The sequence below is a fragment of the Streptomyces sp. NPDC016851 genome (genome assembly GCF_055562795.1).
This window is the reverse complement of sequence record NZ_JBVHEP010000004.1, coordinates 314607-340744: the sequence shown is the minus strand read 5'-3', so window position 1 is coordinate 340744 and position 26138 is coordinate 314607. Positions and strand designations below refer to the sequence as shown.

Annotated in this window: 21 protein-coding genes and 1 pseudogene; 7 read left to right on the top strand and 15 right to left on the bottom strand. The window is 71.0% G+C overall.

What is annotated here, in order from left to right; all coding sequences use genetic code 11:
* The first annotated feature begins 116 nt into the window (after positions 1–116).
* Positions 117–614 carry a MarR family transcriptional regulator TamR gene (gene tamR, locus ACZ3I3_RS09325; protein WP_010035221.1) on the top strand — a complete coding sequence of 166 codons (498 nt, stop codon included), beginning with the start codon at positions 117–119 and terminating at the stop codon, positions 612–614.
* Here the strand turns inward: tamR and ACZ3I3_RS09320 are convergent.
* A complete protein-coding gene (locus ACZ3I3_RS09320; RefSeq protein ID WP_467363795.1) occupies positions 573–1340 on the bottom strand; it encodes a LuxR C-terminal-related transcriptional regulator in 768 nt (255 codons plus the stop codon). The two genes, tamR and ACZ3I3_RS09320, sit on opposite strands and share 42 nt — an antisense overlap.
* 305 nt (positions 1341–1645) lie before the next feature.
* Here ACZ3I3_RS09320 and ACZ3I3_RS09315 point away from each other — a divergent pair, with 305 nt between their 5' ends.
* Together ACZ3I3_RS09315 and ACZ3I3_RS09310 are read left to right on the top strand one after the other, a co-directional pair.
* Positions 1646–2104: a GNAT family N-acetyltransferase gene (locus tag ACZ3I3_RS09315; protein WP_467363794.1), complete on the top strand. Its 459-nt coding sequence runs from the start codon at positions 1646–1648 to the stop codon at positions 2102–2104.
* 79 nt (positions 2105–2183) lie between these two features.
* Positions 2184–2840: a hypothetical protein gene (locus ACZ3I3_RS09310; RefSeq protein WP_467363793.1), complete on the top strand. Its 657-nt coding sequence runs from the start codon at positions 2184–2186 to the stop codon at positions 2838–2840.
* A 316-nt stretch (positions 2841–3156) separates the two neighbouring features.
* Here the strand turns inward: ACZ3I3_RS09310 and galK are convergent, their stop codons facing one another.
* The 3 genes from galK to galT are packed head-to-tail and all read right to left on the bottom strand — an operon-like array spanning position 3157 to position 6380.
* A complete protein-coding gene (gene galK / locus ACZ3I3_RS09305) occupies positions 3157–4332 on the bottom strand; it encodes a galactokinase (protein WP_467363791.1) in 1176 nt (391 codons plus the stop codon).
* A gap of 27 nt (positions 4333–4359) precedes the next feature.
* On the bottom strand, positions 4360–5322 hold the full coding sequence (gene galE, locus ACZ3I3_RS09300; protein WP_467363790.1) for a UDP-glucose 4-epimerase GalE: 963 nt from the start codon (positions 5320–5322) through the stop codon (positions 4360–4362).
* Positions 5319–6380, bottom strand: coding sequence for a galactose-1-phosphate uridylyltransferase (galT, locus tag ACZ3I3_RS09295; protein ID WP_467363788.1), 1062 nt, complete (start codon positions 6378–6380; stop codon positions 5319–5321). Before galT ends, galE begins: the two co-directional genes overlap by 4 nt.
* Positions 6381–6544: 164 nt before the next feature.
* Here galT and ACZ3I3_RS09290 point away from each other — a divergent pair, with 164 nt between their 5' ends.
* A complete protein-coding gene (locus ACZ3I3_RS09290) occupies positions 6545–8224 on the top strand; it encodes a sodium:solute symporter family protein (protein ID WP_467363786.1) in 1680 nt (559 codons plus the stop codon).
* Positions 8225–8244: 20 nt separating this feature from the next.
* Positions 8245–8562: a hypothetical protein gene (locus ACZ3I3_RS09285; RefSeq protein ID WP_467363784.1), complete on the top strand. Its 318-nt coding sequence runs from the start codon at positions 8245–8247 to the stop codon at positions 8560–8562.
* A 122-nt stretch (positions 8563–8684) separates the two neighbouring features.
* On the opposite strand, the gene ACZ3I3_RS09280 is transcribed toward ACZ3I3_RS09285, so the two are convergent.
* The 8 genes from ACZ3I3_RS09280 to ACZ3I3_RS09245 all read right to left on the bottom strand — a co-directional run bounded on the left by ACZ3I3_RS09280 (position 8685) and on the right by ACZ3I3_RS09245 (position 20086).
* Positions 8685–9377, bottom strand: coding sequence for a helix-turn-helix transcriptional regulator (locus tag ACZ3I3_RS09280; RefSeq protein ID WP_467363782.1), 693 nt, complete (start codon positions 9375–9377; stop codon positions 8685–8687).
* Between the two features lie 239 nt (positions 9378–9616).
* A complete protein-coding gene (locus ACZ3I3_RS09275) occupies positions 9617–11491 on the bottom strand; it encodes an outer membrane protein assembly factor BamB family protein (protein ID WP_467363781.1) in 1875 nt (624 codons plus the stop codon).
* Positions 11492–11555: 64 nt separating this feature from the next.
* Positions 11556–13319 (bottom strand): outer membrane protein assembly factor BamB family protein, encoded by a 1764-nt coding sequence (locus ACZ3I3_RS09270; RefSeq protein WP_467363780.1) that lies wholly within the window; start codon positions 13317–13319, stop codon positions 11556–11558.
* Between the two features lie 192 nt (positions 13320–13511).
* Positions 13512–15320: an ABC-F family ATP-binding cassette domain-containing protein gene (locus tag ACZ3I3_RS09265; protein ID WP_467363779.1), complete on the bottom strand. Its 1809-nt coding sequence runs from the start codon at positions 15318–15320 to the stop codon at positions 13512–13514.
* 70 nt (positions 15321–15390) lie between these two features.
* Complete coding sequence (locus tag ACZ3I3_RS09260; RefSeq protein WP_467363777.1) at positions 15391–16638, bottom strand: HEAT repeat domain-containing protein; 1248 nt, start codon at positions 16636–16638, stop codon at positions 15391–15393.
* A 76-nt stretch (positions 16639–16714) separates the two neighbouring features.
* Positions 16715–17626, bottom strand: coding sequence for a 4-(cytidine 5'-diphospho)-2-C-methyl-D-erythritol kinase (locus ACZ3I3_RS09255; protein WP_467363776.1), 912 nt, complete (start codon positions 17624–17626; stop codon positions 16715–16717).
* Positions 17623–18510, bottom strand: a complete 888-nt coding sequence (gene rsmA, locus ACZ3I3_RS09250; RefSeq protein WP_467363774.1) for a 16S rRNA (adenine(1518)-N(6)/adenine(1519)-N(6))-dimethyltransferase RsmA — start codon at positions 18508–18510, stop codon at positions 17623–17625. The genes ACZ3I3_RS09255 and rsmA overlap by 4 nt, the downstream gene beginning before the upstream one ends.
* Before the next feature lie 145 nt (positions 18511–18655).
* Entirely contained in the window at positions 18656–20086 is a 1431-nt protein-coding gene (locus tag ACZ3I3_RS09245; protein ID WP_467363772.1) for a ubiquitin-like domain-containing protein, read from the bottom strand.
* A gap of 321 nt (positions 20087–20407) precedes the next feature.
* On the opposite strand from ACZ3I3_RS09245, the pseudogene ACZ3I3_RS09240 reads away from it, so the two are divergent.
* Positions 20408–21742, top strand: a pseudogene (locus ACZ3I3_RS09240) (IS200/IS605 family accessory protein TnpB-related protein); the annotation flags it as partial.
* Positions 21743–21790: 48 nt separating this feature from the next.
* On the opposite strand, the gene ACZ3I3_RS09235 reads toward ACZ3I3_RS09240, so the two are convergent.
* From ACZ3I3_RS09235 to rsmI, 3 genes are all read right to left on the bottom strand, one after another.
* On the bottom strand, positions 21791–22672 hold the full coding sequence (locus tag ACZ3I3_RS09235; RefSeq protein ID WP_467363770.1) for a TatD family hydrolase: 882 nt from the start codon (positions 22670–22672) through the stop codon (positions 21791–21793).
* A gap of 79 nt (positions 22673–22751) precedes the next feature.
* Positions 22752–23174 (bottom strand): hypothetical protein, encoded by a 423-nt coding sequence (locus tag ACZ3I3_RS09230; RefSeq protein WP_467363769.1) that lies wholly within the window; start codon positions 23172–23174, stop codon positions 22752–22754.
* Between the two features lie 203 nt (positions 23175–23377).
* The gene (gene rsmI / locus ACZ3I3_RS09225) at positions 23378–24223 is read right to left on the bottom strand and encodes a 16S rRNA (cytidine(1402)-2'-O)-methyltransferase (protein ID WP_467363768.1); all 846 of its coding nucleotides are present in this window, start codon (positions 24221–24223) and stop codon (positions 23378–23380) included.
* Positions 24224–24335: 112 nt separating this feature from the next.
* Here rsmI and ACZ3I3_RS09220 point away from each other — a divergent pair, with 112 nt between their 5' ends.
* Positions 24336–26081: a dolichyl-phosphate-mannose--protein mannosyltransferase gene (locus tag ACZ3I3_RS09220; RefSeq protein ID WP_467363766.1), complete on the top strand. Its 1746-nt coding sequence runs from the start codon at positions 24336–24338 to the stop codon at positions 26079–26081.
* Positions 26082–26138: the final 57 nt, after the last annotated feature.

Genomic DNA, 26138 nt, shown 5'->3' with positions numbered 1-26138 from the left:
TGGTGTCCATGATGGCCGTAAGGCACGCACACACAGCGTGACACCGCATTTATCTCGGCGTCAAGAATGTTGGCATCAAGAGACTCTACGTCGACACAACCACTACACTGATCGTCATGGAGGACGAGGTCGACCGGCTGGTCGCAGCATGGCGCCGGGAGCGCCCGGACCTCGACGTCGAACCGCTCGAGGTGCTCAGCCGCGTGAGCAGACTGGCCCGGCATCTGGACCGGGCACGCCGGCTGGCCTTCTCGGAGCACGGCCTGGAGCCGTGGGAGTTCGACGTCCTGACGGCGCTGCGCCGCGCGGGCACCCCGTACCAGCTCTCGCCGGGACAGCTCCTCACCCAGACCCTGGTCACATCGGGCACGATGACGAACCGCATCGACCGCCTGGCGAAGAAAGGCCTGGTGGAACGCCTCCCCGACCCCAGCGACCGCCGCGGCGTCCTGGTCCGGCTGACCGCCGAGGGCAGGGACCGCGCGGACCAGGCCCTGGCGGGTCTGCTGGACCAGGAGCGCGCGATCCTCGCGGAGCTCACCCGGGCCCAGCGCGGCGAACTGGCGGGGCTGCTACGCCAGCTGACCGCCCCGTTCGACAACATCCCCGGCTAGGTCGGCGGGGCCGACCCCGGCCCGCCGGGCCAGGGCGACGGCGGCGAGCGTGGAGTGCACACCCAGCTTGCCCAGCACGTTCTGCATGTGCGTCCGCACCGTGTGAGGCGACAGATACAGGCGCTCGGCGACGGCCTTGCGCCCCAGCCCCGCCACCATGCACCGCAGCACTTCCCGCTCACGCGGAGTGAGGGACTCCACCAGCCGCTCGCTCTCCGTGCGGTGCTTGCGGGCGGCGGTCAGTTCCCGCAGCACACCGGTCAGCAGGGCCGGCGGCAGATGCGTCTCGTCCCGCAGCACGCCCCGGATGACCGTGAGCAGCCGGGACAGCGAGCAGTCCTTGGCGACCCACCCGCAGGCCCCGGCCTGAAGGGCGAGCGCGGCCCGGCGCGGGTCGTCCTTCTCGGCGAGCACGACGATCCGTACGTTCGGCTGCGCGGACCGCACGCCCGTGACGAGGGAGATCCCGTCCACGAGCCCGTCCTCGTTGCCCTCCTGCACGGGTACGGCCGGGCGGGCGCCCGGCACCTTGCCGCCCAGATCGGCGTCGACGAGCAGCACGTCGAACCGCCGCCCCTCGGCGACCGCCCGCTCCAGGCTGCGCAGCGCGGCGGGACCGCTGCCGGCCGCGGAGACCTCGACATCGGGCTCGGCGGCAAGGGCCGCCGCGAGTGACTCGGCGAAGATGCGATGGTCGTCGACGACCAGGACTCGGATGCGAACCACGTAACCCCCTTCCCCAGGCTCCTGAAGAGCAGGGGATACCCCATCGTCGGAAGACGGCACCGCGCGGGTACGACACCGGGGTGCCCGGATCTGCTGCATCTGTCCGTCCGTCCTCACAGCAGTCCGGCCGGGTCGCCGCAGCCGCACGGCCGCCGCCGTGCAGAAACCGCTACCCCCACCCCGGGTGTCGTACCCGGCTGTCTCGCCCCCTGATCGGCACCGGCCCCCACCGGTGCTGTTCATCAGAGTACGGCCGGGGGCCCGGAGCGGAAGGTTATTTGCAGAACTGACTGCCCTGCGCGTTTATGGTGTGCCGCATGTTCCGTCTTGAGACAGAAGTCGACAAGGCCCGACGTGATCTGCTCCGTACACGCCTGCGGGAAACGAACACGGCCGCCTCTCCGGTGCTGCGCGCCCTGCGCGGGACGCCGGACGAAAGGGACGTCCCGTTGCACGTGTGGGCTGTGAACGACACCGACGACGGCCTGGCGGGCGGCCTCGTCGGCTACACGTGGGCGACCTGGCTCCACGTCACCTACCTGTGGGTCGACGAACGCCTCCGGGGCCGGGGCATGGGTGCGCGGTTGCTTTCCGAGGCGGAACGCATCGCCGCCCGCGACCGCGGCTGCCGCGCGGCCCGCCTGGAGACATGGGACTTCCAGGCCCCGCGCTTCTACCAGAAGCAGGGGTACGAGGTGGCGTGCACGGTGCCGGACTATCCACCGGGGATCACGGAGTACATGCTGACGAAGCGGCTGGGCTGAAGACCTCGTTGCTGGCGCGGTCCGGCCCACGGATAGCGTTTGGTTCGCTTGACTTGTCCCCCCTCAACTGGAGCACACAGTGAACCGCCCTGCTCGGCTCGTGACAGCCGCGCTCACCGCATCCGCGGCCCTGCTGCTGACCGCCTGCGGCTCGGGGGGAGGTGACGGGGCGTCGTCCGACAAGATCGCCAATGTGGATTCGGCCGATTCGCCATCGGCCTCGCCGTCGGTGTCCGCGACGGCGGACGGGATCGATCGGCCGGAGATCAAGCTGCCTTCGGATATGAAGCTGGTCTTCGAGGGACAGCAGACGGGCGACACCGTCAAGGACGCGATCCTGGCGGACAACGAGAGAACCGTCAGCACGGTGTGGCAGGCCATGGCCTACGGGAACATGAAGAAGTCCGGGATGGGCTTCTACTACACGGACAGTGCGCTGGTCGGCATCTACCAGTACGCGAAGGGCGCCATCGCCAAGAAGACCAGCTGGGCCGGCACCCTGCGTTACTTCGACCGCCAACTGACGGTGTTCGACAAGAAGTCGGCGGCTCTTACGTACTGCGTCGACGAGAGCAAGGCCGACCTCAAGAACCGCGAGACGAACAAGCTTCGGGGCACCAAGACCACGCCCAACAGCTACGTCTTCTACAACCTCGGCCTGAAGAAGAACGAGGACGGTGTCTGGCAGACGTGGGATCTGACCGAGGACCGGGGATCGCGGAAGTGCCAGCCCTGACGTTGCACATCGGCCAGCCCCTCCCCCTCAGCCTCGCCGGGCAGCGTCAAGCGTCCGAAGATCACGCTGCCCCAGGAGTTCCGAGCGGACTTCGAGAACTGGTCGAACAGTGACCCGAAGCTTCAGGCGATCGTGGACGACGGCCGTGAGGAGCTGCGATCGAACGTCCAGTACCGCCTCCGGCTGGGCCGGACGTCCCAGGGCGTGTGGAAGACCACCTCGCTGACCACCGTCCCGGGGACGTGCAACTGACGCGGTTCGCGGCCCGGGCGCCCTCGTCCTCAGGACAAGGGCGCCCGGCATCTGCTGCGGAGTCTCAGCGCAGGCGGCGTGCTCCCGCCGACGGTACCGCCTCGAAGACGCGGGGTGTCTTGAAGCCCGCTGTGGCGAAGGCTTCCTGGATCGTCTTGGTGATCGGGTCCACGTCCGGCTCCTCCGCGAGGACGATCGCCGAGCCGCCGAAGCCGCCGCCGGTCATGCGGGCGCCCAGGGCGCCGGAGGTGAGGGCCGTGTCGACGACCAGGTCCAGTTCGGGACAGGAGATGCGGAAGTCGTCGCGGAGGGACGCGTGGCCGGCGATCAGGATCGGGCCGATCGCGCGGGTCTCGCCCGACTCCAGCAGGGACACCACCCGCTCGACGCGCTCGTTCTCCGTGACGATGTGACGGACCAGGCGGCGCACCTCCTCCTCGTCGCCGAGGCGGGCCAGGGCCGCGTCCAGGTCGGCGTAGGGGATGTCGCGCAGGGCGTCGACGCCCAGCAGGGCCGCGCCCTTCTCGCAGCCCTCGCGGCGCTTGCCGTACTCGCCCTCGCTGTGGGAGTGCTTGACCTGGGTGTCGACCACGAGGAGGCGCATGCCCTCGGCCGCCAGATCGAAGGGGATCTGGCGCTGGGAGAGGTCGCGGGTGTCGAGGAACAGGGCGTGGCCCGCCTCGCAGCACGCCGACGCGGTCTGGTCCATGATGCCGACCGGGGCGCCCACGTAGACGTTCTCCGCGCGCTGGCACAGGCGGGCCAGTTGCCAGCCCCGGAGGTTGAGGGAGAACAGGTCGTTCAGGGCCAGGGCCACGACCACCTCCAGCGCCGCCGAGGACGACAGGCCCGCGCCCGAGGGGACCGTGGAGGACAGGTGGATGTCCGCACCCGTCACCGCGTGGCCGGCCTCGCGCAGCGCCCACACCACGCCCGCCGGGTACGCCGTCCAGTTCTTGTCCGACTCGGGGGACAGGTCGTCCAGGCGGAGTTCGGTGACCCCGCCCTCGACGTCCGCCGAGTGGAGGCGGAGCACACCGTCCTCGCGGCGCGCGACCGCCGCCACCGCCTGGTGCGGCAGGGCGAACGGCATGACGAAGCCGTCGTTGTAGTCGGTGTGCTCGCCGATGAGGTTGACGCGGCCCGGTGCCGCCCAGACTCCGTGCGGCTCGGCGCCGTACAGCTCCGTGAACCGCTCGGCGACCGCTCCGGCGGCCTCGTCGGCAACAGCCTCGCTCATGCCTGACCCCTGACCCTTCGTTCCGTACTAGTTGCCGCGCCGCTGCGCGAAGTCCCAGGCGTCCGCGACGATTGCGTCGAGGTCCGCGCGGGACGGGTTCCAGCCCAGTTTCTCGCGGGCCGTGGCGGCCGACGCCACCAGGACCGCCGGGTCGCCGCCCCGGCGGGGGGCGACCACTTCCGGGATCGGGTGGCCGGTCACCCGGCGGACCGTCTCGATGACCTCGCGGACGGAGAAGCCGTTGCCGTTGCCGAGGTTGCAGATGAGGTGCTCGCCGGGGGCCGCGGCCGTCAGGGCGAGCAGGTGGGCCTCGGCGAGGTCCGCGACGTGGATGTAGTCGCGCACGCAGGTGCCGTCCGGCGTCGGGTAGTCGTCGCCGAAGACGGAGATCGCGTCGCGCCTGCCCTGCGCGACCTGCAGGACGAGCGGGATCAGGTGGGACTCGGGGTCGTGGCGCTCGCCGTGCTCGCCGTAGGCGCCGGCCACGTTGAAGTAGCGCAGCGAGACCGCGCCCAGTCCGTGGGCCGCCGCCTCGCCGGTGATCATGTGGTCGACGGCGAGCTTCGAGGCGCCGTAGGGGTTGGTCGGGGACGTCGGGGCCGACTCGGTGATCGGGACCTGCTCCGGCTCGCCGTACGTCGCCGCCGTGGAGGAGAAGACGAGCTTGCGGACGCCCGCCTCGCGCATCGCCGCGAGCAGGGCCATGGTGCCGCCGACGTTGTTGTCCCAGTACTTCTCCGGCTTCACGACCGACTCGCCGACCTGCGAGAACGCGGCGAAGTGCAGCACGCCGTCGAAGGAGGGGTCCAGCCACTTGGCGGCGTCGCGGATGTCGCCCTCGATGAAGGCGGCACCCGCCGGGACGCCCTCGCGGAAACCCGTGGAGAGGTTGTCCAGGACGGTGACCTCGTGACCCGCCTCCAGCAGGTGCTGGGCGACCACGCCGCCGACGTAACCCGCGCCGCCCGTCACCAGGTACTTCCCGCTCATGAACTCGCTACCTCTCGCAGTCGCTCGGCCGCGCGCTCCGGCGGCACGTCGTTGATGAACACGTTCATGCCGGACTCGGAACCCGCGAGAAACTTCAGCTTGCCGGAAGTGCGGCGGATGGTGAAAAGCTCGAGGTGGAGCGCGAAGTCCTCGCGCACGACCCCGTCGAACTCCTCCAGCGCGCCGAACGGGGCCTGGTGCCAGGCCGCGATGTACGGGGTCGGGGGCTCACCCTCACCGAAGATCCGGTCGAAGCGCCTCAAGAGTTCCAGATAAATCTTGGGGAACTCTGTGCGCGCGGCCTCGTCCAGCCCGAGCAGGTCGGGCACGCGGCGCTTGGGGTAGAGGTGGACCTCGTACGGCCAGTGCGCCGCGTACGGCACGAAGGCCACCCAGTGGTCGCCCTCCAGGACGACCCGCTCCTCGGCGAGTTCACGCTCCAGGACGGCGTCGAAGAGGTTCTCCCCGCCCGTCATCTCCTTGTGGGCCGCGACCGAACGCAGCATCAGGGCGGTACGCGGGGTGGTGAAGGGGTAGGCGTAGATCTGTCCGTGCGGGTGCTGGAGGGTCACGCCGATCTCGGCGCCCCGGTTCTCGAAGCAGAACACCTGCTCGACGGAGGGGAGATGGGACAGCTCCGACGTACGGTCCGTCCACGCCTCCAGCACCAGGCCGACCTGCTCCTCGCTCAGGCTCGCGAAGGACGCGTTGTGGTCGGACGTGAAGCAGACGACCTCGCAGCGGCCGGAGTCGCCGGCCAGCGAGGGGAAGCGGTTCTCGAACACGACGACGTCGTACGAGGAGTCCGGGATCTCGCTCAGCCGGTCGCCCTCGGAGGGGCACAGGGGGCACTCGTCGGCCGGCGGATGGTAGGTGCGGCCCTGGCGGTGCGAGGCGACGGCGACACTGTCGCCGAGCAGGGGGTCGCGGCGGATCTCGGACGTGGTGACGGTGCGGTCCAGCGGGCGGCGGTCGGCCGCGTCCCGCACGCTGTCGTCACGCAGGTCGTAGTAGATGAGCTCGCGACCGTCGGCCAGCCGGGTCGAGGTCTTCTTCACGCCGGACTCCTCATCCTTCAAACATAACCAAACATATCAAAACACGACCTCCCCCAATCGTCAACATCACAATCAAACAAAGAGCATCAGCCGACGTGTTCAATATCTGAAGGCGGAGGCGTAGATTCCGCGAGGTATCGGTTCGCGCAACGAAGCGAGGGCTCATGCATCCCCCCACCCACCTGGCAGCCGAGCTGCGACTCCCCACGAACTGGCTCGACTACACGATCCTCGGCATCTACTTCGTCGTCGTCCTCGGCATCGGCTTCGCCGCCCGCCGCTCGGTGAAGACCAGCCTCGACTTCTTCCTCTCCGGCCGTTCCCTGCCCGCCTGGGTCACCGGCCTCGCGTTCATCGCCGCCAACCTGGGCGCCACCGAGATCCTCGGCATGGCCGCCAACAGCGCGCAGTACGGCGTCTACACCACGCACTGGTACTGGATCGGCGCCATCCCGGCCATGGTCTTCCTCGGCCTGGTGATGATGCCCTTCTACTACGGCTCCAAGGTCCGCTCGGTCCCCGAGTTCCTGCTGCTGCGTTTCGACAAGGCGGCGCACCTGCTCAGCTCCGGCCTCTTCGCCTGCGCCGCCATCCTCATCGCCGGCGTCAACCTCTACGCCCTGGCCATCGTCGTCGAGGCGCTGCTCGGCTGGCCGCAGTGGGTGGCGATCGTGGTCGCCGGCTTCTTCGTCCTGGCGTACATCACCCTCGGCGGTCTGTCCTCGGCGATCTACAACGAGGTGCTCCAGTTCTTCGTGATCCTCGCCGCGCTCATCCCGATCACGGTGCTCGGCCTGAAGAGCGTCGGCGGCTGGGACGGCCTGTCCGACTCCCTCACCGAGTCCCGCGGCGCCGACTTCATGACCTCCTGGGGCGGCACGGGCATCGGCAGTGACAACCCGCTGGGCGCGAACTGGCTGACGATCGTCCTGGGCCTCGGCTTCGTCCTCTCCTTCGGCTACTGGACGACGAACTTCGCCGAGGTGCAGCGCGCCCTGTCCGCGAAGAACCTCTCGGCGGCCCAGCGCACACCGCTGATCGCCGCGTTCCCGAAGATCTTCATCGTGTTCCTCGTGATGATCCCGGGTCTGGTCGCCGCGGTGCTGGTCCCGAAGATCGGTACGTCCGGCTCCGACCTGCAGTACAACGACGCGATCCCCTACCTGATGGAGCAGCTGCTGCCCAACGGGGTGCTGGGCATCGCCGTGACCGGTCTCCTCGCGGCGTTCATGGCGGGCATGGCGGCGAACGTGTCGTCGTTCAACACGGTGTTCACGACCGACATCTGGGCGAAGTACGTCGTGAAGGGGCGCCAGGACGAGTACTACGTCCGCTTCGGCCGCCTGATCACCGCGATCGGTGTCCTGGCCTCCATCGGCACGGCGTTCCTGGCGTCGTCCTTCTCCAACATCATGAGCTACCTCCAGACGCTGTTCTCCTTCTTCAACGTGCCGATGTTCGTCGTCTTCATCATCGGCATGTTCTGGAGGCGGACGTCGATGAAGTCGGGCTTCTGGGGTCTGCTCGCCGGCACCACGGCCGCGATGGTCAACTACTTCGTCCTCTACAAGCAGGGCATCGTCGACATCCCCTCCGACCAGGGGGCCAACTTCGTGTCGGCCATCGCGGGGTTCGTCGCGGGCGCGGTCGTCATGGTGGTGGTGTCGCTCTTCACCGCGCCGAAGCCGGCCGAGGAACTCCAGGGGCTGGTCTACGGCACGACCTCGCCCGGCATGGCGGAGCCGCCGGCGCCGGGGGACGAGGCCTGGTACCGCAAGCCGGCGCTGCTGGGCTGGGGCGCGGTCGTCCTGGCCGCGGCCTGCTACATCCCGTTCTCGTTCTGACCCAGGGAGGCTGACAGAACATGTCCGAGTTCTACTCCGAGAAGGACGTGCAGCGGGAAGTCACCGAGCTGCAGGGCAAGTCGGCGACGGCCGCGCGGCTGTTCGACATCCGGCGGATCATCGGCGGGCTGTTCGTGGTCTACGGGGTGATCGTCACGATCGCGGGGATCACGGCGTCCGATGCCGACCTCGACAAGGCGGAGGGCGTGAACATCAACCTGTGGACCGGGCTGGGGATGCTCGCGCTGGGGGTGTTCTTCCTGGTCTGGCTGAAGCTGAGGCCGGTGGCACCTCCGCCGCCGGGTGTGGAGCCGGGGGACGAGGAACGCGTGGAGTAGCCCTGCGTCGTCCGGTACTCGGCGCCGGTGCTGGGGCCGGGTGGGTGCGCAACTCGGCGCGACGAGGTGCCGCTGCGCCCACCCGTGCCGCCCCAGCGGCACGACTGCCCGCAGCTGGGCGGCTACGGCTCCGGATCCGGGGCCCGGGTGAGTGGGGTTGCCCTGTCCAAGAGGCCCGTCCGTGCCGCCAGGGCCGCTGCCTCCAGGCGGGAGCCCACTCCCAGTTTCATCAGGACCCGTTGGACGTGGGTGCGGGCCGTGGAGGGGGCGATGCCCATGCCCGCCGCGATCAGGCGGGTGTCCTCGCCGTCGGCGACGCGGACCAGGACCTCCACCTCCCGCGGCGTGAGCATCGACAGCAACCGCTGGCCCTCGTCGTCCGGTTGGGCCGCCGGGTTGAGCAACTCGCTGAACGCGCCCTGCAGCAGTTGCGGCGCCACCGCCGCCTCCCCCGCCCGGGCCTTCATGATCGCCCGCTCGACCCCCTCTATGCGCTCGTCATGACGTACGTAGCCGGACGCGCCGGCAGCGAAGGCGGCCGCGATGCCGCGCGGGCTGGGCACCGGCCCCAGGACCAGGACCGCCACCTGCGGACGCTCCCGCTTGATCCGCACCACCGGGTCGAAGATCCCCGGCTCCGCCGGCGTGGCCGTCCCCAGCAGGCACACCTCCGGCGCCCGCGTGATCACCAGCTCCGCCGCCCCCGCGGCCGGCGCCGCCGCGGCCAGCACCCGGTGCCCCCGCAGCTTCAGCGCCGAGGCCAGCGCCTCCGCCAGCAGTCGGTGGTCGTCGACCACCATGAGCCGCACTCCCATCGAGTAACCCCCCAGTCACCCCGGTCCCCCCAGATGGAAGCCCCCCGGCTCCCCCGCCTTCATGCCCCCGGAAGCTACACGCTTGTTCGACGTTGCGCTCCCCCTACCGGCGAGAATCGCCCCGATCGTCGAAATTCCTCTCATACGAGGTTGACCGAACCAAACGCGAACGGTCCCGCCCCTGAACAGGGACGGGACCGTATCCGCACTCAGTCGATCACCGAGCGGACACCGAACGATCAGCTCGTACCGAAGCCGACCGCCAGGTACTCCTTCTCCCTCGTACTGCTGGTCCGCTTGCTGGCGTACACCTTGGACATGAACAGGTGCCCGTCGCCGTACAGCAACTCGGAGTACTCCGGCGACATGCCCGCCTCCACGTCCCGCACCGAGTCGTTCGCCGGGTTCTCCAGCAGCTTCGTCTGCTTGAAGCTGCCCCCGTCGATGCTGACGATCTGACCGCCCTTGTCGTACGGCGGCCGCTTGTACGCGATCAGGTTGCCGCCGTCCATGCGCAGCGGCGAGATCGTGTAGCCGTCGCCCGCGTCGGCCCGCTGCCCGGTCTGCTTGCCGGTGGTGAGGTCGAAGGCGACGATCTCGTTGGTCTGGCTGTACTCGCCGGTGCCGTCGTGCTCCTCGGTCGGCAGGTACAGCCGGTCGTTGCCGACGGCCAGCAGGTTGCAGTGCTCGATGCGGGTGACGCCCTCGCAGCGGGCCGCGAACTGCTCGCCCGGCGCGGAGATGCGCGTGCGCAGCTTGCCGGTCTTGTTGTCGATGGAGAAGAAGTCGGAGATGCCGCTGCCGTCGCCCGCTGAGTCGCCGACGTCGGCGGCCACGACGAGCGGGTTGGTCGACACGATGCTCGCGTACTCGATGCCCTGGGTCATCTTGTACTCCGAGATCACCTTCCCGGACTTCGGGTCGATGGTCTGGATGTGCAACTGCCGCTGCTCGTACGTGCCGCACTTGCGCACCGCGACCAGCTTCTCGCCGCCGCCGTACCCGGCGTCGTAGCAGGAGTCGGTCGGCTTCGGGCTCCACAGGAGCTTGCCTGAGACGTCGAAGGCGCCGCCGCCGCTGGTGCTGCCGACGGCGACGGTGTCGCCGCTGATCGTGACGTTGTCGAAGCTGATCAGCTGGTCACCGGTCTTGAGGGTCTTGGTCCACAGCTTCTTGCCGGCGTCGAGGTCGATCAGGGCGATCTGGCTGCACCCGTGCGACGGGTCGGCCTTGGTCGGCATCGCCGGCTGGTAGAGGATCGCCGTCATGTTGTCGTCGGTGACGTGGCGGCTGGCCTGGCAGACCGGGCCGTCCAGCGGGATCGTCCACTGCTCGGCGCCCTTGTCGCGGTCGTAGCCGACGATCTCGGCGACCCCGCTCTTGGCGTACGTCTTGTCGGTGAGCCACGAGCCGGAGACGACGACCGTGCTGTCGTTCTTCACCTCGGGCATCGGGACCTGGAAGAGGACCTTGGCGCCGGTGTCGGCCGGGGCCTTCTCCTTGCCGCCGGAGGTGGTGCCGCCGTTGTTGTCGTCCGTGCCGCCGGTGGTGCCGCCGGAGCTGGCCGTGTCGTCCTTCTTGCCGTCGTCCTTGGACGTGGAGTACCAGACGCCGCCGCCGACGATCAGGGCGATCGCCACGACCGCGGCGACGATGATGGCCAGCTGCGCGTTGAACTTCCGTCCCCCGCCCGGCTGTCCCGGCTGCGGCTGGAGCGGCATGGTCGGCTGCTGATAGCCGTAACCGGGCTGCCCGTATCCCGGCTGCCCGTATCCCGGCTGGCCGTAAGGCGCCTGCGGCGGCTGCTGGCCGGGATAGCCGTAGCCGGGCGGCGCCTGCGGCGACTGGGGCGGCTGGGGCGCCTGTGGAGCCCCCTGCGGATAGCCATACCCCTGCTGCGGCTGCTGCGCGGGCGGCGGGGGCGGCGTCTGCGGAGCCTGCGGGGCGGCCGGTGGAGGCGTCTGCGGGGCCTGCGGGTAGCCGTACCCCGGCTGCGGGGTCTTCCCGAGGTTCGGCCCGCCCGTCGGCGGGCCCTGCGGGGGCTGGTCCTGGGGCGGCCCGAAGCCACCCCCCGGCGGGGGCTGTTGAGGCGGCGGAGGCGGCGGCTGGGTCATGGCGTGAGTACCTCGGGGAAGGGGACGGACGACGAAAGCGAAGGCGAAAGCGGGAGGGGAAGAGTCACTTGCCGTAGGCGAGCATCAACTTCTCCTTCGTGTCGTCGTTTCCGCTCAGCCGGGTGGTCGAGATGTAGAAGCGCCCGTCGACCCAGTCGGTGTCCTTGGAGAAGAAGCCGTTCTCGATGTCCGCCGCGCCCTGCGGGTTCTGGAGCAGCTTGACCGGCTTGTGGCCGCTGCCGCCGGTCGGGATGGACACGATCTGGCCGCCCGCGTCGTACGACGGCTGCACATAGGCGATGAGCTTGCCGCCCTCGACCTTCATCGGCAGCATCGATTCGTCGGCCGGGGACTTCACCCGCCACTTCTCCTTGCCGTCGGCGAGGTTGACCGCGACGATCTCGTTGGCGCCGGTGGTCGCCTCCGTCGGGAGGTAGAGCGTGGTGTCGTCGACGGCGACGCCCTGGCAGCCCTGGAGGTCGCGTTCGAGGATGGCCCAGCCGCACTCGGGGGCGAAGTCCTCGTCGAAGGCGACCTGCGAGCGGAACTTGCCGCCGGAGGTGAAGGTGGAGATGTTCCAGGCCTTCTTGTCCTTGTTGGTGCTGTAGACGACCAGCGGGCTGACCGAGTAGGTGCGCGCGACCCGCCAGCCCTTGTCGAACGGCTGGGTCCACTTGGCGTCGCCGGTTCGCGGGTCGAGCTCCTGGACCTCGTCGTGCTCCTTCGAGGTGCCGGCACCGCAGGAGGAGACGGCGATCAGCTTCTCGCCGCCGGCGAACGCGGACGGGAAGCAGGCGGCGCCGTACTTCTTCTTGTCGAAGAGCTTGTCGCCGCTGGTGACGTCGTAGGCCGTGCCGGACTGGGAGCGGCCCACCATCAGCGTCTTGCCGGTGATGGACAGTTCGACGGAGAGCGTGGAGTCGAACAGGGCGCCGTCGGCGATCTCCTGCTTCCAGCCCTTGTCGCCGGTGTTGAGGTCGATCTCCTGGAGCTGGTTGCACTTGGCGCGGTCGCTGCCGCCGCTCATGTACGCGACGAAGATCTTGTCGTCGGACGTCTTCTGCGGGGTCGTCGCGCAGATCTTCTGCGGGAAGGTGATCGCGTCCCAGGTGGGCTTGCCGTCAGCGACGTTGTAGGCGGAGAGCTGCTTGTATGCCGCCTTCACCGCGGTCTTGTCGGTGATCCACATGCCGGCGGCGTCGGCGCCGGAACCGGGCGCGTCGGGCGCCTCCTTGTACCAGAGGACCTTCGCCTCGCCCGCCTGGCGGCCCTCGTTGAGGTCCTCCGGGTCCTCGCCGCCGTCGCCGCCGCCGTCACCGGGGTTGACCGGAGCGGAGGAGGCGGGCTTGCCGTCGTCGGTCGGCTGGGCGACGGGCTTCTTCTCGTCCTTGCCGTCGTCGCCGGTGACCGCCCACACGGTGGCGCCGGCCACGAGCAGCACGGCCACGGCGGCGCCGATGATCAGGGCGGGCTTGCCCTTGAAGGGGTTGCCGGAGCCGCCCCCTGGCGGGGTGCCGGGCGCGCCCGGGTACTGCGGCTGCTGCGGGTAGCCGTAGCCGGGCTGGCCGTACGGGCCCGGCTGCTGCGGCTGGCCGTAGGGGCCGGAGTTGTAGGGTCCCGGCTGCCCGTACGGCCCCGGCTGCTGCGGGGGCTGCTGGGGATAGCCGTATCCCGGCTGCGGCGGCCCCTGCGGGGGCGGCGGCGGCGTCTGGGGCGGCCCCTGGGGCGGCGGCGGGGTCTGCGGTGCCCCGAAGCCACCACCCTGCGGCGGCTGGTTCTGCGGTGCTCCGAAGCCACCGTGCGGTGGCTGATTGGGCGGCTGAGTCATCAGCGGCTCCCCCGTTCGATCACTGATTTTTAGCCACGCCCTGAGGTACGCGATGGGCTCAGAGTCGCTTCATAAAGTTCTAAGACGGCTCTTTCTATCACCCCGTTCCGACAACGGGCCGGGCCGTATCACCCCCTGTTCCCAAGGGAGGACCGGCCCGTGATGCCGTCGTTATGCGCCTTCACGCACCCTTCACGCGTCCTCGGCGAGTTCCAGCCAGCGCATCTCGAGCTCCTCGCGCTGACCGGCCAACTCGCGCAGCTCGGCGTCCAGTTCCGCCACCTTCGAGAAGTCCGTGGCGTTTTCGGCGATCTGGGCGTGGAGCTTGGTCTCCCTCTCGGAGACCTTGTCGAGCTGCCGCTCGATCTTCTGGAGTTCCTTCTTGGCGGCGCGCTGGTCGGCGGCGCTCTTCTCCGGGGCGGCGGTCCGCGGCGCCGCGGCGGGCGTCGAGGCGGCCGCGGCCTCCTCCATGCGCTGCCGCCGCTCCAGGTACTCGTCGATGCCGCGTGGCAGCATCCGCAGGGTGCCGTCGCCGAGCAGGGCGAACACCCGGTCGGTGGTGCGCTCGATGAAGAACCGGTCGTGGGAGATGACGATCATCGAGCCGGGCCAGCCGTCGAGCACGTCCTCCAGCTGCGTCAGCGTCTCGATGTCGAGGTCGTTGGTGGGCTCGTCCAGGAAGAGGACGTTGGGCTCGTCCATGAGCAGCCGCAGCAGCTGGAGCCGCCGCCGCTCACCGCCGGAGAGGTCCCCGACCGGCGTCCACTGCTTCTCCTTGGTGAAGCCGAACGTCTCGCACAGCTGCCCGGCCGTCATCTCCCGCCCCTTGCCCAGGTCGACGCGCTCACGCACCTGCTGCACGGCCTCCAGCACGCGCGTGGCCGGGTCGAGTTCGGCGACCTCCTGCGAGAGGTAGGCCAGCTTGACGGTCTTGCCGACGCGGATGCGGCCACCCACCGGCTGGGCGTCGCCGTCGGTCCGGGCCGCCTCGGCCATGGCCCGCAGCAGGGACGTCTTCCCGGCGCCGTTGACGCCGACGAGACCGATCCGGTCGCCGGGCCCGAGCTGCCAGGTGACGTGCTTGAGGAGGACCTTGGGACCGGCCTGGACGGTGATGTCCTCCAAGTCGAACACGGTCTTGCCCAGCCGGGTGGAGGCGAACTTCATCAGCTCGCTGCTGTCCCGGGGCGGCGGTACGTCCGCGATGAGCTCGTTGGCGGCCTCGACGCGGAAGCGCGGCTTGGACGTACGGGCGGGTGCCCCGCGGCGCAGCCAGGCCAGCTCCTTGCGGACGAGGTTCTGCCGCTTGACCTCCTCGGTGGCGGCGATGCGCTCGCGCTCGGCCCGGGCGAAGACGTAGTCGGAGTAGCCGCCCTCGTACTCGTAGACGTCTCCGCGCTGGACGTCCCACATGCGCGTGCACACCTGGTCCAGGAACCAGCGGTCGTGGGTGACGCAGACGAGCGCCGACCGGCGGTTCTGCAGGTGCCGGGCGAGCCAGGCGATGCCCTCGACGTCGAGGTGGTTGGTGGGCTCGTCGAGGACGAGCAGGTCCTGCTCCTCGATGAGCAGCTTGGCGAGCGCGATGCGGCGCCGCTCACCGCCGGACAGCGGACCGATGACGGTGTCGAGCCCCTTGGGGAACCCCGGCAGGTCGAGCCCGCCGAACAGGCCGGTCAGCACGTCCCTGACCTTGGCGACGCCCGCCCACTCGTGGTCGGCCATGTCGCCGATGACCTCGTGGCGGACGGTGGCCTCCGGGTCGAGGGAGTCGTGCTGCGTGAGCACGCCGATGCGCAGTCCGCCGGAGTGCGTGACGCGCCCGGTGTCGGCCTCCTCCAGCCTGGCGAGCATGCGGATCAGCGTGGTCTTGCCGTCGCCGTTGCGGCCCACGACGCCGATGCGTTCCCCTTCGGAGACGCCGAGGGAGACGCCGTCGAGCAGGGCGCGGGTGCCGTACACCTTGCTGACGTTCTCGACATTGACCAGGTTGACGGCCATTTCTCTCCTGACAGGGGGGACGATCGACCCTCCAGGGTAGTCGGGCGGGGCGGTGCTCCGTCCGGGGCCGTCAGGAGCCCCCGGCGGCCTCTTGACGGCGCTGGTACCGCCACACGTCCATCAGCCTCTCGTCGTACGGCAGCTCCGCGTCGGCAACGACGGGACCGATCCGGTGCTCGGCCTCCACACAGCGCGGATCGTCGCGGTAGGCCAGGCCGGACACGGCCTCGATGCGGACCGGCTGCCATTGGTCATGAGTGAGTGCGACCAGCGCGTCCCCGACCTCGGGCTCGCGCCCCCGGTAGTTCGCGAGCCAGCGGCACGCCGCCTCGCGTACGCCGGGGTCCTCGTCACGGGCCAGGGTGAGCACCGCGGTGAGGCTCTCGGGGCGGGCCAGGGACCGGCCGTCCTCGGATTTCTGCAGGGCGTCCGTCACCAGGGCGCGTACCCGGGGGTCCGGGTGGGCGAGGTGCGACAGGCCGGCCTCCTCGATCTCCGGGGCGCTGTCGTGGGTCATCGCCTGGAGGATGACCGCCAGCACCTCCGGGTCCTCCTCCTGTTCGGCCCAGGGCACGAGCTCCCTCCCCCGCTCCCAGAACGGGGCGCGTCCCGTGACGAGGTCTCCGAAGATCAGCGACAGCAGCAGGTCGGCGGCGAGGAGGCGGTGCAGCCGGTCGGGGTGGTTGAGCAGGTCCCTGCTCCACTGCCAGGTCTCCTCGTCGACCCGGCGGCCCAGCGTGAACACCACGTCGGACCACACCATGTGGTCCCGGTCGGGGTGGGCGAGGGCACGCGCGACCAGTTCGTCGAAGGACGTACGGATCCCGTAGCGCTCTTCCATGGAGGTGAGCACCGCCCGGTGCTCGTCGCGCACGGTCATCCCGCCGAGCGTGAGCTGCTCGCACCAGCAGCCGACCTCGTCGTCCTCGACCCGGCTCCGCTCGACGGGCCCCGTGAGGCCGGTGAGCCGGCGCAGCTCCGCCTCCACGCCCGCCTCGGTCCAACGGCGGGCCCGGGCCAGCAGCCCCTCGCGCTCCGGCGCGGGGAGCGGCACCCGGTGGGAGGCGAGCGCGTCGACCATGTGATGTGACCCACTGTCCACGGCCCGCAGCAGCGGGGTGCTGCCGTCGGGCAGCCGGCGCAGGGGGTCGGCTCCGGCCTCCAGCAGCGCTTCGGCCACGGGTTCGTCGTACGCCGCCACCGCCCGGCACAGGACCGGGAGGCCGTCGTCGAGGGTGTCGGGGTCGGCCCCGGACTCCAGCAGGGCCCGGACCTCGTCCACGTCTCCGCGCCGTACGGCCGTGACCAGTTCCTCCACGCCTTCGCCCCCACTGTTCGAGTGTTCGAGAACAACCGGGGGAGCCTAAGTGCCGGGAACCGGCCGCCGCACGGGATTACCTCGTCGTGTGACGCCCGGCGACCGTCGCCCCCGGTGCCGGGCCCGACGCCGTCCGTACGGTCCGGCACGTGCCGGAGGCCACCAGCGCCTGCGCGACCGCCGCCGCCGACTCCGGGCCGCGGACGAGGAACGCCGTGGTCGGGCCCGAGCCGGAGACCAGGGCGGCAAGGGCGCCGGCGGCCCGGCCCGTGGCCAGGGTGCCGGCGAGTTCCGGGAAGAGGGAGAGGGCGGCGGGCTGGAGGTCGTTGGAGACGGCGGCGGCGAGTGCGTCCGGGTCGCCCTTCGCCAGGGCGGCGAGGAGTTCCTGGGAGGCGACGGGCTCGGGGATGTCCGTGCCCTCGCCGAGCCGGTCGAACTCCCGGAACACGGCCGGGGTGGACAGGCCGCGGCCGGCCATCGCGAACACCCAGTGGAAGGTGCCGCCGACCTCCAGGGGCGTCAGCTGCTCGCCCCGCCCGATGCCCAGCGCGGCCCCGCCGACCAGGCTGAACGGCACGTCACTGCCCAACTCGGCGCAGATCTCGAGCAGTTCCTCCCGGGAGGCGCCGGTCCCCCACAGCGCGTCACAGGCGACCAGCGCGCCGGCGCCGTCCGCGCTGCCGCCCGCCATGCCGCCGGCGACGGGGATGTCCTTGGCGATGTGAATGTGGACGTCGGGCGTACGGCCGTACCGCCCGGCGAGCGCCTCGGCCGCCCGGGCGGCCAGGTTCGTACGGTCCAGGGGGACCTGGCCGGCGTCCGGGCCCTCGCAGGTGAGGCGGAGCTCGTCGGCCGGGGTGACGGTGACCTCGTCGTAGAGGCCGACCGCGAGGAAGACGTTGGCCAGGGGGTGGAAGCCGTCGGGGCGGGCGGCGCCGACCGCCAGCTGGACGTTGACCTTGGCGGGGACCCGGACCGTCACGCTCACGCGGATTCCTCCTGCTGGTGCTGGTGCTGCTTGTGCTCCGCGATCCGCGCGAATTCCTCCACGGTCAGCGACTCGCCCCGCGCCTGCGGGGAGACCCCGGCGGCGACGAGGGCGGCCTCCGCGGCGGCGGCGGACCCGGCCCAGCCGGCGAGCGCGGCCCGCAGCGTCTTGCGGCGCTGGGCGAAGGCGGCGTCGACGACGGCGAACACCTCACGCCTGGAGGCCGTCGTCTTCAGCGGCTCGGCCCGGCGGACGAGGGAGACCAGGCCGCTGTCGACGTTGGGCGCGGGCCAGAAGACGTTCCGTCCGATGGCACCGGCCCGCTTGACCTCGGCGTACCAGTTGGCCTTGACCGACGGGACGCCGTACACCTTCGAGCCGGGCGGGGCGGCGAGGCGGTCGGCGACCTCCGACTGGACCATGACCAGGGTGCGTTCGATGCTCGGGAAGGCCTCGAGCATGTGCAGCAGGACCGGGACGGCCACGTTGTAGGGGAGGTTGGCGACCAGCGCGGTCGGGGCGGGGCCGGGCAGCTCCGTGACGTGCATCGCGTCGGAATGGACGAGGGCGAAGCGGTCGGCGCGGTCGGGCATGCGAGCCGTGATGGTCGCGGGCAGCGCGGCGGCGAGCACGTCGTCGATCTCGACGGCGGTGACGCGGTCGGCGACCTCCAGCAGGGCGAGCGTCAGTGACCCGAGGCCCGGGCCTACCTCGACGACCACGTCGTCGGAGTGGACCTGTGCGGTGCGGACGATGCGGCGGACGGTGTTCGCGTCGATCACGAAGTTCTGGCCGCGTTGTTTGGTGGGGCGTACGCCGAGGGATGCCGCGAGTTCGCGGACGTCGGCGGGGCCGAGGAGGGCGTCGGGGGTGGGGCTGGTCACGGGGACAAGGGTACGGGGGGTTTGGGGGGCCGGGTTTCTTGGTGCTCGGCGTTGGGGGTGGGGGCGTTGCGCAGCCCGGCGGTGCGGGGTGCCGCTGCGCCCACCCGTGCCGCCCTTGGCGGCACGATTGCCCGCAGCTAAGGCGTCATCCGCGCAAACGCCCGCCGCAGTGCGGCCAAGGACTCGCCCCTCTCCGTACGTACAGCTTCTTCGCGCGGTATGTCTGTTCCGCCGCCGGGGCGTCCTGGGGGCGGCCCTTGCCGCCGAGGGCCTGCCAGGTGTGGGTGTCGAACTGGTACAGGCCGCCGTAGGTGCCCGACGAGTCGACCGCGTCGGGGCGGCCGCCGGACTCGCAGGCCGCGAGGCCCTGCCAGTCGAGGTGGTCGGCGCCCTCGACGGACGCCGGTCGCGGCTTGGTACCGACCTTCACCAGCTGCGGGCGCGGTTCGCGCACCACCTCGGACCTGATCCGGCGCGGCTTCTGCTTGACGCCGTTGACGGTGCGCAGGGAGTAGGTGACCCGGCGCAGGCCGGGCCGGCCCGCCTCTTCGACGACCTCCGTGCCGCGGAACAGGGTCGGGTCGTCGGTCCGCCGCACCTGGAACGGGATCGGCTCCTCACGGACCTCCCTGCCGCCGGTGATCCGCAGCACCGTGACGGTCTGCCCGTCGCGCGGGAAGCTCCCCTGCGGGACCGACGTGGTGTCCTGGCCGCGCAGGGTGATCCCGGCCTCCTCCACGGCCTCCCGCACGGTCGCCGCGTTGGTGCGGACGGTGCGGGCCCGGCCGTCGGCCATGATCGTGACGGTGCGCTCGGTCCGCACGTCCAGCGCGAGACCTTCCCGCCCGATACGCCGTGAGCGCGAGGTGGACACGTACGCGCCCTCCTGTCGCACCCCCAGCTGCCGGAGCGCACCCTCCACGGTGTGCGCCGTCGTCCACACCTCGCTGCGCTGTCCGTCGAGGGTGAGCCGCACGGGGCGGCCGTAGCGCACGGCGACCTCGTCGCCGCTGGCGATCTCCGTGCCGGGGCGGGGCGTCACCGCGTCGTGGGCGCCGACGTCGACGCCCTCCTCGGCCAGCAGCTCGGTGACGTCGTCGGCGAAGGTGTGCAGCGTGCGCGCCTTGCCGTCGACGTTCAGCTCGATCGCCTTGTCCTTGGCGACGAACGCCGTGGTGCCGCCCGCCAGGAAGGCGACGACCAGGGCCTGCGGGAGCAGCCGCCGCATGGAGCCGTCGCCCGGCCGCTCGACGTACCGCGCCTTGCGCCGGCGCGCGGACCGCCGGTGCGAGCCGGCGCGCGACTCGGCGCGGGCTTCGGCGCGCGCCTCCGCGCGCGAGGTGCGCGGGGGAGGCACCTCGTAGGCGGGCCGGTAGGTGTCCTCGTAGGCGGCGGGCGCCCCGGGCGTCGTCCCGTACCCGAGCGTCTCGGCACTGTGCGGATCGGCGGGCGGCGCGTCGAAACCGCCGTACAGCGTGTCCGCGTAGGCCGGGCCGGACGGCTCGTAGGCCTTGTGCGCCTCGTACGTCTCGTACGTGTTGTACGTCTCGTATGTCTCGTACCGCGAGTTGCTCACGCCGACACGCTCCAGGGGCCGGAGGGGGTCCAGAGGGGTCCGGATCGGGCCCACAGAACCTAGCGGAGCGTTCGTCACTCTCCAAAGCGACGCGACTACGCACAGTCGTACGGTGAGGCGGGCGGAAGGGTTGTTACTGCTGCCGCTTGGTCGAGCGTATGCGTGTATGAGCGAGTGTGAGTGAGTGCCGGTACTGCCGACGAGGAGACCCAGCCGGCTCCGGAGTCAGGGGAACCGAAGTTTGCCTGTCGAATGGGTGACCTTTGCGGCTGGGGCTCGTTGGATGCGGTGCCGGATCGTCGACATCGGGCCGGGGGTGACGTGGGCGGGCTGCGGAAGGTGGCAGCGCCGTTTGCGGTGCCCGGCCCCTCAGGGGTGGCGATCCGAGCCCGATTGCGGGTCTCGGAGGCGGACGCGGCCGTATTGGCCGAGGTCGGTACGTTCCTGGGCGCGCTGGCATCCCGGGATCTCGCGGTGCGCTCCCGCCAGGGGCTGGCCCATGATGCCGCCACGTGGGCTGCTCGTAAGCGGGAGCTGACCGGGGACTCGTCGGCGCGGTGGGCGGGCAGCATCACCAAGGCCACCCATGACCAGTGGGCGCTGGCCCGGCGCGGACAGATGGCGGAGATGGCGTGGCTGCGTGGGCAGATCACCGCGATCGAGGCCCGGCTGGCGCGTCCGCTGGGCGCCAAGGCGAACAAGCGCGAAGGGCTGGTGCGCGGGTACGGCTCGCGGGCGGAGTGGCACGCCAAGGCCCGCCGCCTGCACACGCTGAAAGACCGGCTGACGGCTGTGGAGGCGGACTGGGCGGCGGGCCGGGTGCATGTGGTGCGGGGCGGCAAGCAGCTCGCTCATCTGCGCCACCACCTGGACCAGGCCGGGCTGGAGGAGGCGGCCTGGCGTCAGCGGTGGGAGGCGGCGCGGATGTTCCTGGCCGCCGACGGGGAGTCCGGCAAACGCTTCGGCAACGAGACCATCCGCATCACCGACTCCGGGCAGGTCTCGATCAGGCTGCCGGCCGCCCTGGCGCGTCTGGCCAACGCCCCGCACGGCCGCTACGTCCTTGACGCCACCGTGGTGTTTAAGCACCGGGGCGAGGAATGAGCGGACCGGGTTACGGACAACCGGGCGGTGGCCTACCGCATCCACCACGACCCGGTCCGTCACCGCTGGTATGTCACCGCTTCCTGGCAGCGCCCAGCTGTCCCGGTCCTGCCGATGGATGCGGCGTTGGCCAAGGGGGTGGTGGCGGTGGACATGAACGATGACCACCTGGCCGCCTGGCGGCTGGATGTGCACGGCAACCCCGTCGGCGAACCCCAGCGCTTCTTCTACGACCTGTCCGGCACCGCCGCCCATCGGGACGCTCAGATCCGCCATGCGCTGACCCGGCTGCTGCACCACACCCACCGCCGCGGGGCTGCCGCCATTGCGATCGAGGACCTCGACTTCACCGACGGCACCAGCCGGGAGCGGCACGGCCGTAACAAGCGGTTCCGCCGTCTGATCTCCCGCTTCCCCACCGCGAAGCTGAAGGCGCGGCTGGTGTCGATGGCCGCCGAGCAGAACATCGCGATCGTCGCGGTGGATCCGGCCCACACCTCCCGGTGGGGTGCTCAGCACTGGCAGCAGCCCCTGACCACACCCCACCGTGAGCATGAGCCCTGGCAACAGGACTCACTCCCGCTCAGTCTTTAGGAACGGTCAGTAACCGAACGCCCGTGCCGTGTTCGCCGCGAGAGCCGTCGCCAGCGTGTCCTCGTCGATGCCGCGCACCTCGGCCATGGCCCGCACCGTGATCGGCACGAGGTACGGGGCGTTGGGCCGGCCGCGGTACGGCACCGGCGTGAGGAAGGGCGCGTCGGTCTCCACCAGCAGCAGCTCCAGCGGGGCCACCGCCACCGCGTCCCGCAGGTTCTGGGCGTTCTTGAAGGTGACGTTGCCGGCGAAGGACATGAAGTAGCCCGCGCTCGCGCAGATCCGAGCCATCTCGGCGTCGCCGGAGTAGCAGTGGAAGACGGTCCGCTCGGGGGCGCCCTCCTCCTTCAGGACGCGCAGAACGTCGTCGTGGGCCTCGCGGTCGTGGATGACCAGGGCCTTGTCGTGCCGCTTGGCGATCTCGATGTGGGCGCGGAAGGACCTCTCCTGCGCCTCCTTGCCCTCGGGGCCGGTGCGGAAGTAGTCGAGGCCCGTCTCACCGACGCCCTTGACCTGCTCCAGCGCGGCCAGCCGGTCGATCTCGGCGAGCGCCTCGTCCAGGGCCGCCTGGCCGCCGGGTTCGCGCGCGCCCTGCCTCGACCAGCCGTCCGGGTCGCCGTGGACGATCCGGGGCGCCTCGTTCGGGTGCAGGGCGACCGCCGCGTGGACGGCGTCGTACGCCGCGGCCGTGTCGGCCGCCCAGCGGGAGCCCTTGAGGTCGCAGCCGACCTGCACGACGGTCGTCACTCCGACGGACGCCGCCTTCGCCAGCGCCTCCTCGACCGTGCCGGACTGCATGTCCAGGTGGGTGTGGGAGTCGGCGACCGGCACCCGGAGGGGTTCCGGGAGCGGGGGCGCGGCATGCTTGCCGGAGTCATTCGAGGGCATGCCCCGATCCTACGAAAGGGGTACGCCCTCCCCGATGGGGGAGGACCGGGGAGGGCGTCGACAAGGGGAGCCTGACGGGTCAGCTCGCCTTGCGCTGGAAGGGGTGCAGCAGGTCGGACAGGTGCCAGTGGTGGTCCTCGGCCTGTTCGCGCTCACCCTCGGCCTCGGCGTCGGCCGCCGGGGCCTGGACGGGGCCGGCCTGCGGGGGCACGCGGTGGGGCCGGTGCGCCGCGTTGCGCGCCGACTCGACCCGCCCGGGCCGCATGATCCGCACGAGGTGTCCGTCGCAGTTCTGGCACGTGGGCTTGCTCAGCGGGGAGGGCACGACCTGGCCGTCCGCCACGTAGAGGACGAACTCGTGCCCCGCGGCGTCCGTGTGGTGCTCTATCTCGTACGACTGCTCCCAGCCGTACCCGCAGCGCATGCACGCGAAGGAGTACGACTCGTTGACGACGGCACTCGCACCGGCGCGGAGCCCGGTCTGCCCTGTGATCTCACTCATGCCAGCTCCTGTTCCGCTGTGGCGTGAGGGCGATTCCGCCCCCGCACCCCAGTGGACTGCTCGGCTGGACCGATGGCAGCAGACCTGTCGACTATTGGCGCCGTTTTGGGGGTTCCTTGCCCCAGCTCCCCGTCGCCTTTGCCCACCCATGAGATGCGCCCCAAAGGGGCGCGGGGAACTGCGCGAGCAACCACACACGACGGTCAGCCGGCATTCTTCGCAGCAACCACCGCATCGAACACCACCCTCTTCGGCACCCCGGCCTCAACCGCCACCGCGGCAATGGCCTCCTTGCGCCGCTCCCCCGCCTCCTCCCGCACCCGGACCCTCCGCACGAGCTCCTCGGGCCCGATCTCCTCAGGCCCCTTCTCAGGCGCCCCCTCCACCACGACGGTGATCTCCCCGCGCACACCCTCCGCGGCCCACGCGGCGAGCTCCTCCAGCCCGCCCCGCCGGACCTCCTCGTACGTCTTGGTCAGCTCCCGGCACACCGCGGCCCGCCGCTCGGCCCCGAAGACCTCGGCCATCGCCGCGAGCGTGTCGTCGAGCCGGTGCGGAGCCTCGAAGTAGACGAGCGTGCGCCGCTCCCCGGCCACCTCCCGCAGCCGCCCCAGCCGCTCCCCCGCCTTGCGCGGCAGGAACCCCTCGAAGCAGAACCGGTCGACGGGCAGCCCGGACAGCGCGAGCGCGGTGAGCACGGCGGACGGCCCGGGCACGGCGGTGACCCGGACGTCGCGCTCCACGGCGGCGGCGACCAGCCGGTACCCGGGGTCCGACACCGACGGCATCCCGGCGTCCGTGACGAGCAGCACACGCGCCCCGCCGACCAGTTCCTCGACCAGTTCCGGGGTCCGCGCGGACTCGTTGCCCTCGAAGTACGACACCACCCGCCCCTTGGGTGTGACGCCGAGCGCCTGGGTCAGCCGCCGCAGCCGCCGCGTGTCCTCGGCGGCGACGACATCGGCTCCGGCCAGTTCCTCGGCGAGCCGGGGCGGGGCGTCCGCGGTGTCGCCGATGGGGGTGCCTGCGAGTACGAGGGTTCCGGTCACGCCCTCCATCCTCCCAGGGACCGGGGACGCACACTCCGCCCAGGGGCGGAGGACGGGGACGCATACCGGCCATGCACGGGACTCACACAGCACGGTTCCCTACGATGGCGCGGTGACCAGTACCGCGTCCTCCACGGACACCCGGCAGGGCCAGGCGCCGCACGAGCAGCGGCCGTCCTGGCAGCAGCGGCTGCGCCGCTTCGGCTACCAGCAGCCCCGAAGCGACGCCGGTGACGTCCGTGACCGGCTGGTGCCGCCGTACACCGAGCCCGGCCCGCGCCTGTGGGCCGCGCTCGGCATCCCGCACACGCTCGCGGGGCGGCTGGTGCGCTGGTCGGGCTGGATCGGCCCTCTGCTCGTCACTCTGCTGGCGGGCGCGCTGCGGTTCTGGAACCTGGGCAACCCCAAGGCGGTGATATTCGACGAGACGTACTACGCCAAGGACGCGTGGGCGCTCGTCCACCGCGGTTTCGAGGTCAACTGGGACAAGAACGCCAACGACCTGGTCCTCTCGTCGGGCGGGCACGTGACGATCCCGACGGACGCGGCGTACGTCGTGCATCCGCCGGTCGGCAAGTACGTCATCGGGCTCGGCGAGCTGCTGTTCGGTTTCGACCCGTTCGGCTGGCGGTTCATGACGGCGCTGCTCGGCACGCTGTCGGTGCTGCTGCTGTGCCGGATCGGGCGCCGGCTGTTCCGCTCCACGTTCCTGGGGTGCCTGGCGGGCGCGCTGATGGCGGTGGACGGCCTGCACTTCGTGATGAGCCGCACGGCGCTGCTCGACGGCGTGCTGATGTTCTTCGTGCTGGCCGCGTTCGGCTGTCTGCTCATCGACCGGGACAAGGCCCGCGGGAAACTCGCCGCGGCTCTCCCGGTGGACGCCGACGGCCGGGTCCGGCCCGACCGGTACGTCGCCGAGACGGCCCGCCTGGGCTGGCGCCCCTGGCGCTGGGCGGCGGGCCTGATGCTGGGCCTGGCCTTCGCCACGAAGTGGAACGGCCTGTACATCCTGGCGGCGTTCTGCCTGATGGCGGTCCTGTGGGACGTCGGCTCGCGCCGGGTGGCCGGCGCCCGGCACCCGTACTCGGCGGTGTTCAGGCGCGACACGGGCCTGGCGTTCCTCGCCACGGTCCCGGTCGCGATCGTCACCTACGTGCTGTCCTGGACCGGCTGGATCCTTTCCGCCACGGACGGCAAGGGCGGTTACTTCCGCAACTGGGCCGCGACCGACGGCAAGGGCGGCAACTGGACCTTCCTGCCCGACTGGCTGCGCAGCCTGTGGCACTACGAGCACCAGGTGTACGAGTTCCACGTCGGCCTGTCCTCGCCGCACACCTACCAGTCCAACCCGTGGAGCTGGCTGGTCCTGGGCCGCCCGGTGTCGTACTTCTACGAGTCGCCGGCGCCCGGCAAGGACGGCTGCCCGGTCGACGCCGGCGAGAAGTGCGCCCGCGAGGTCCTGGCCCTCGGCACGCCGCTGCTGTGGTGGGTCGCCTGCTTCGCGGTCCTCTACGTCCTGTGGCGCTGGCTGTTCCGCCGCGACTGGCGCGCGGGCGCCATCGCCTGCGCCATCGCGGCCGGCTACCTGCCCTGGTTCATGTACCAGGAGCGCACGATCTTCTTCTTCTACGCCATCGTCTTCCTGCCGTTCCTGTGCCTGGCGGTCGCCATGCTCCTCGGCGCGATCATCGGCCCTCCCCGCTCCACCGACACCCGCCGCGTCGTCGGCGCCACGGCCGCGGGCGTCCTCGTCCTGCTGATCGCGTGGAACTTCATTTATTTCTGGCCCCTGTACACCGGCCAGGCCATCCCCATCGACGACTGGCGGGCGCGGATGTGGCTGGACACGTGGGTGTAGCCGGGCTGACGACCGTCCTGGTGTGAGGGAGCACGTCACGCCATGGCGGTGGTCCGC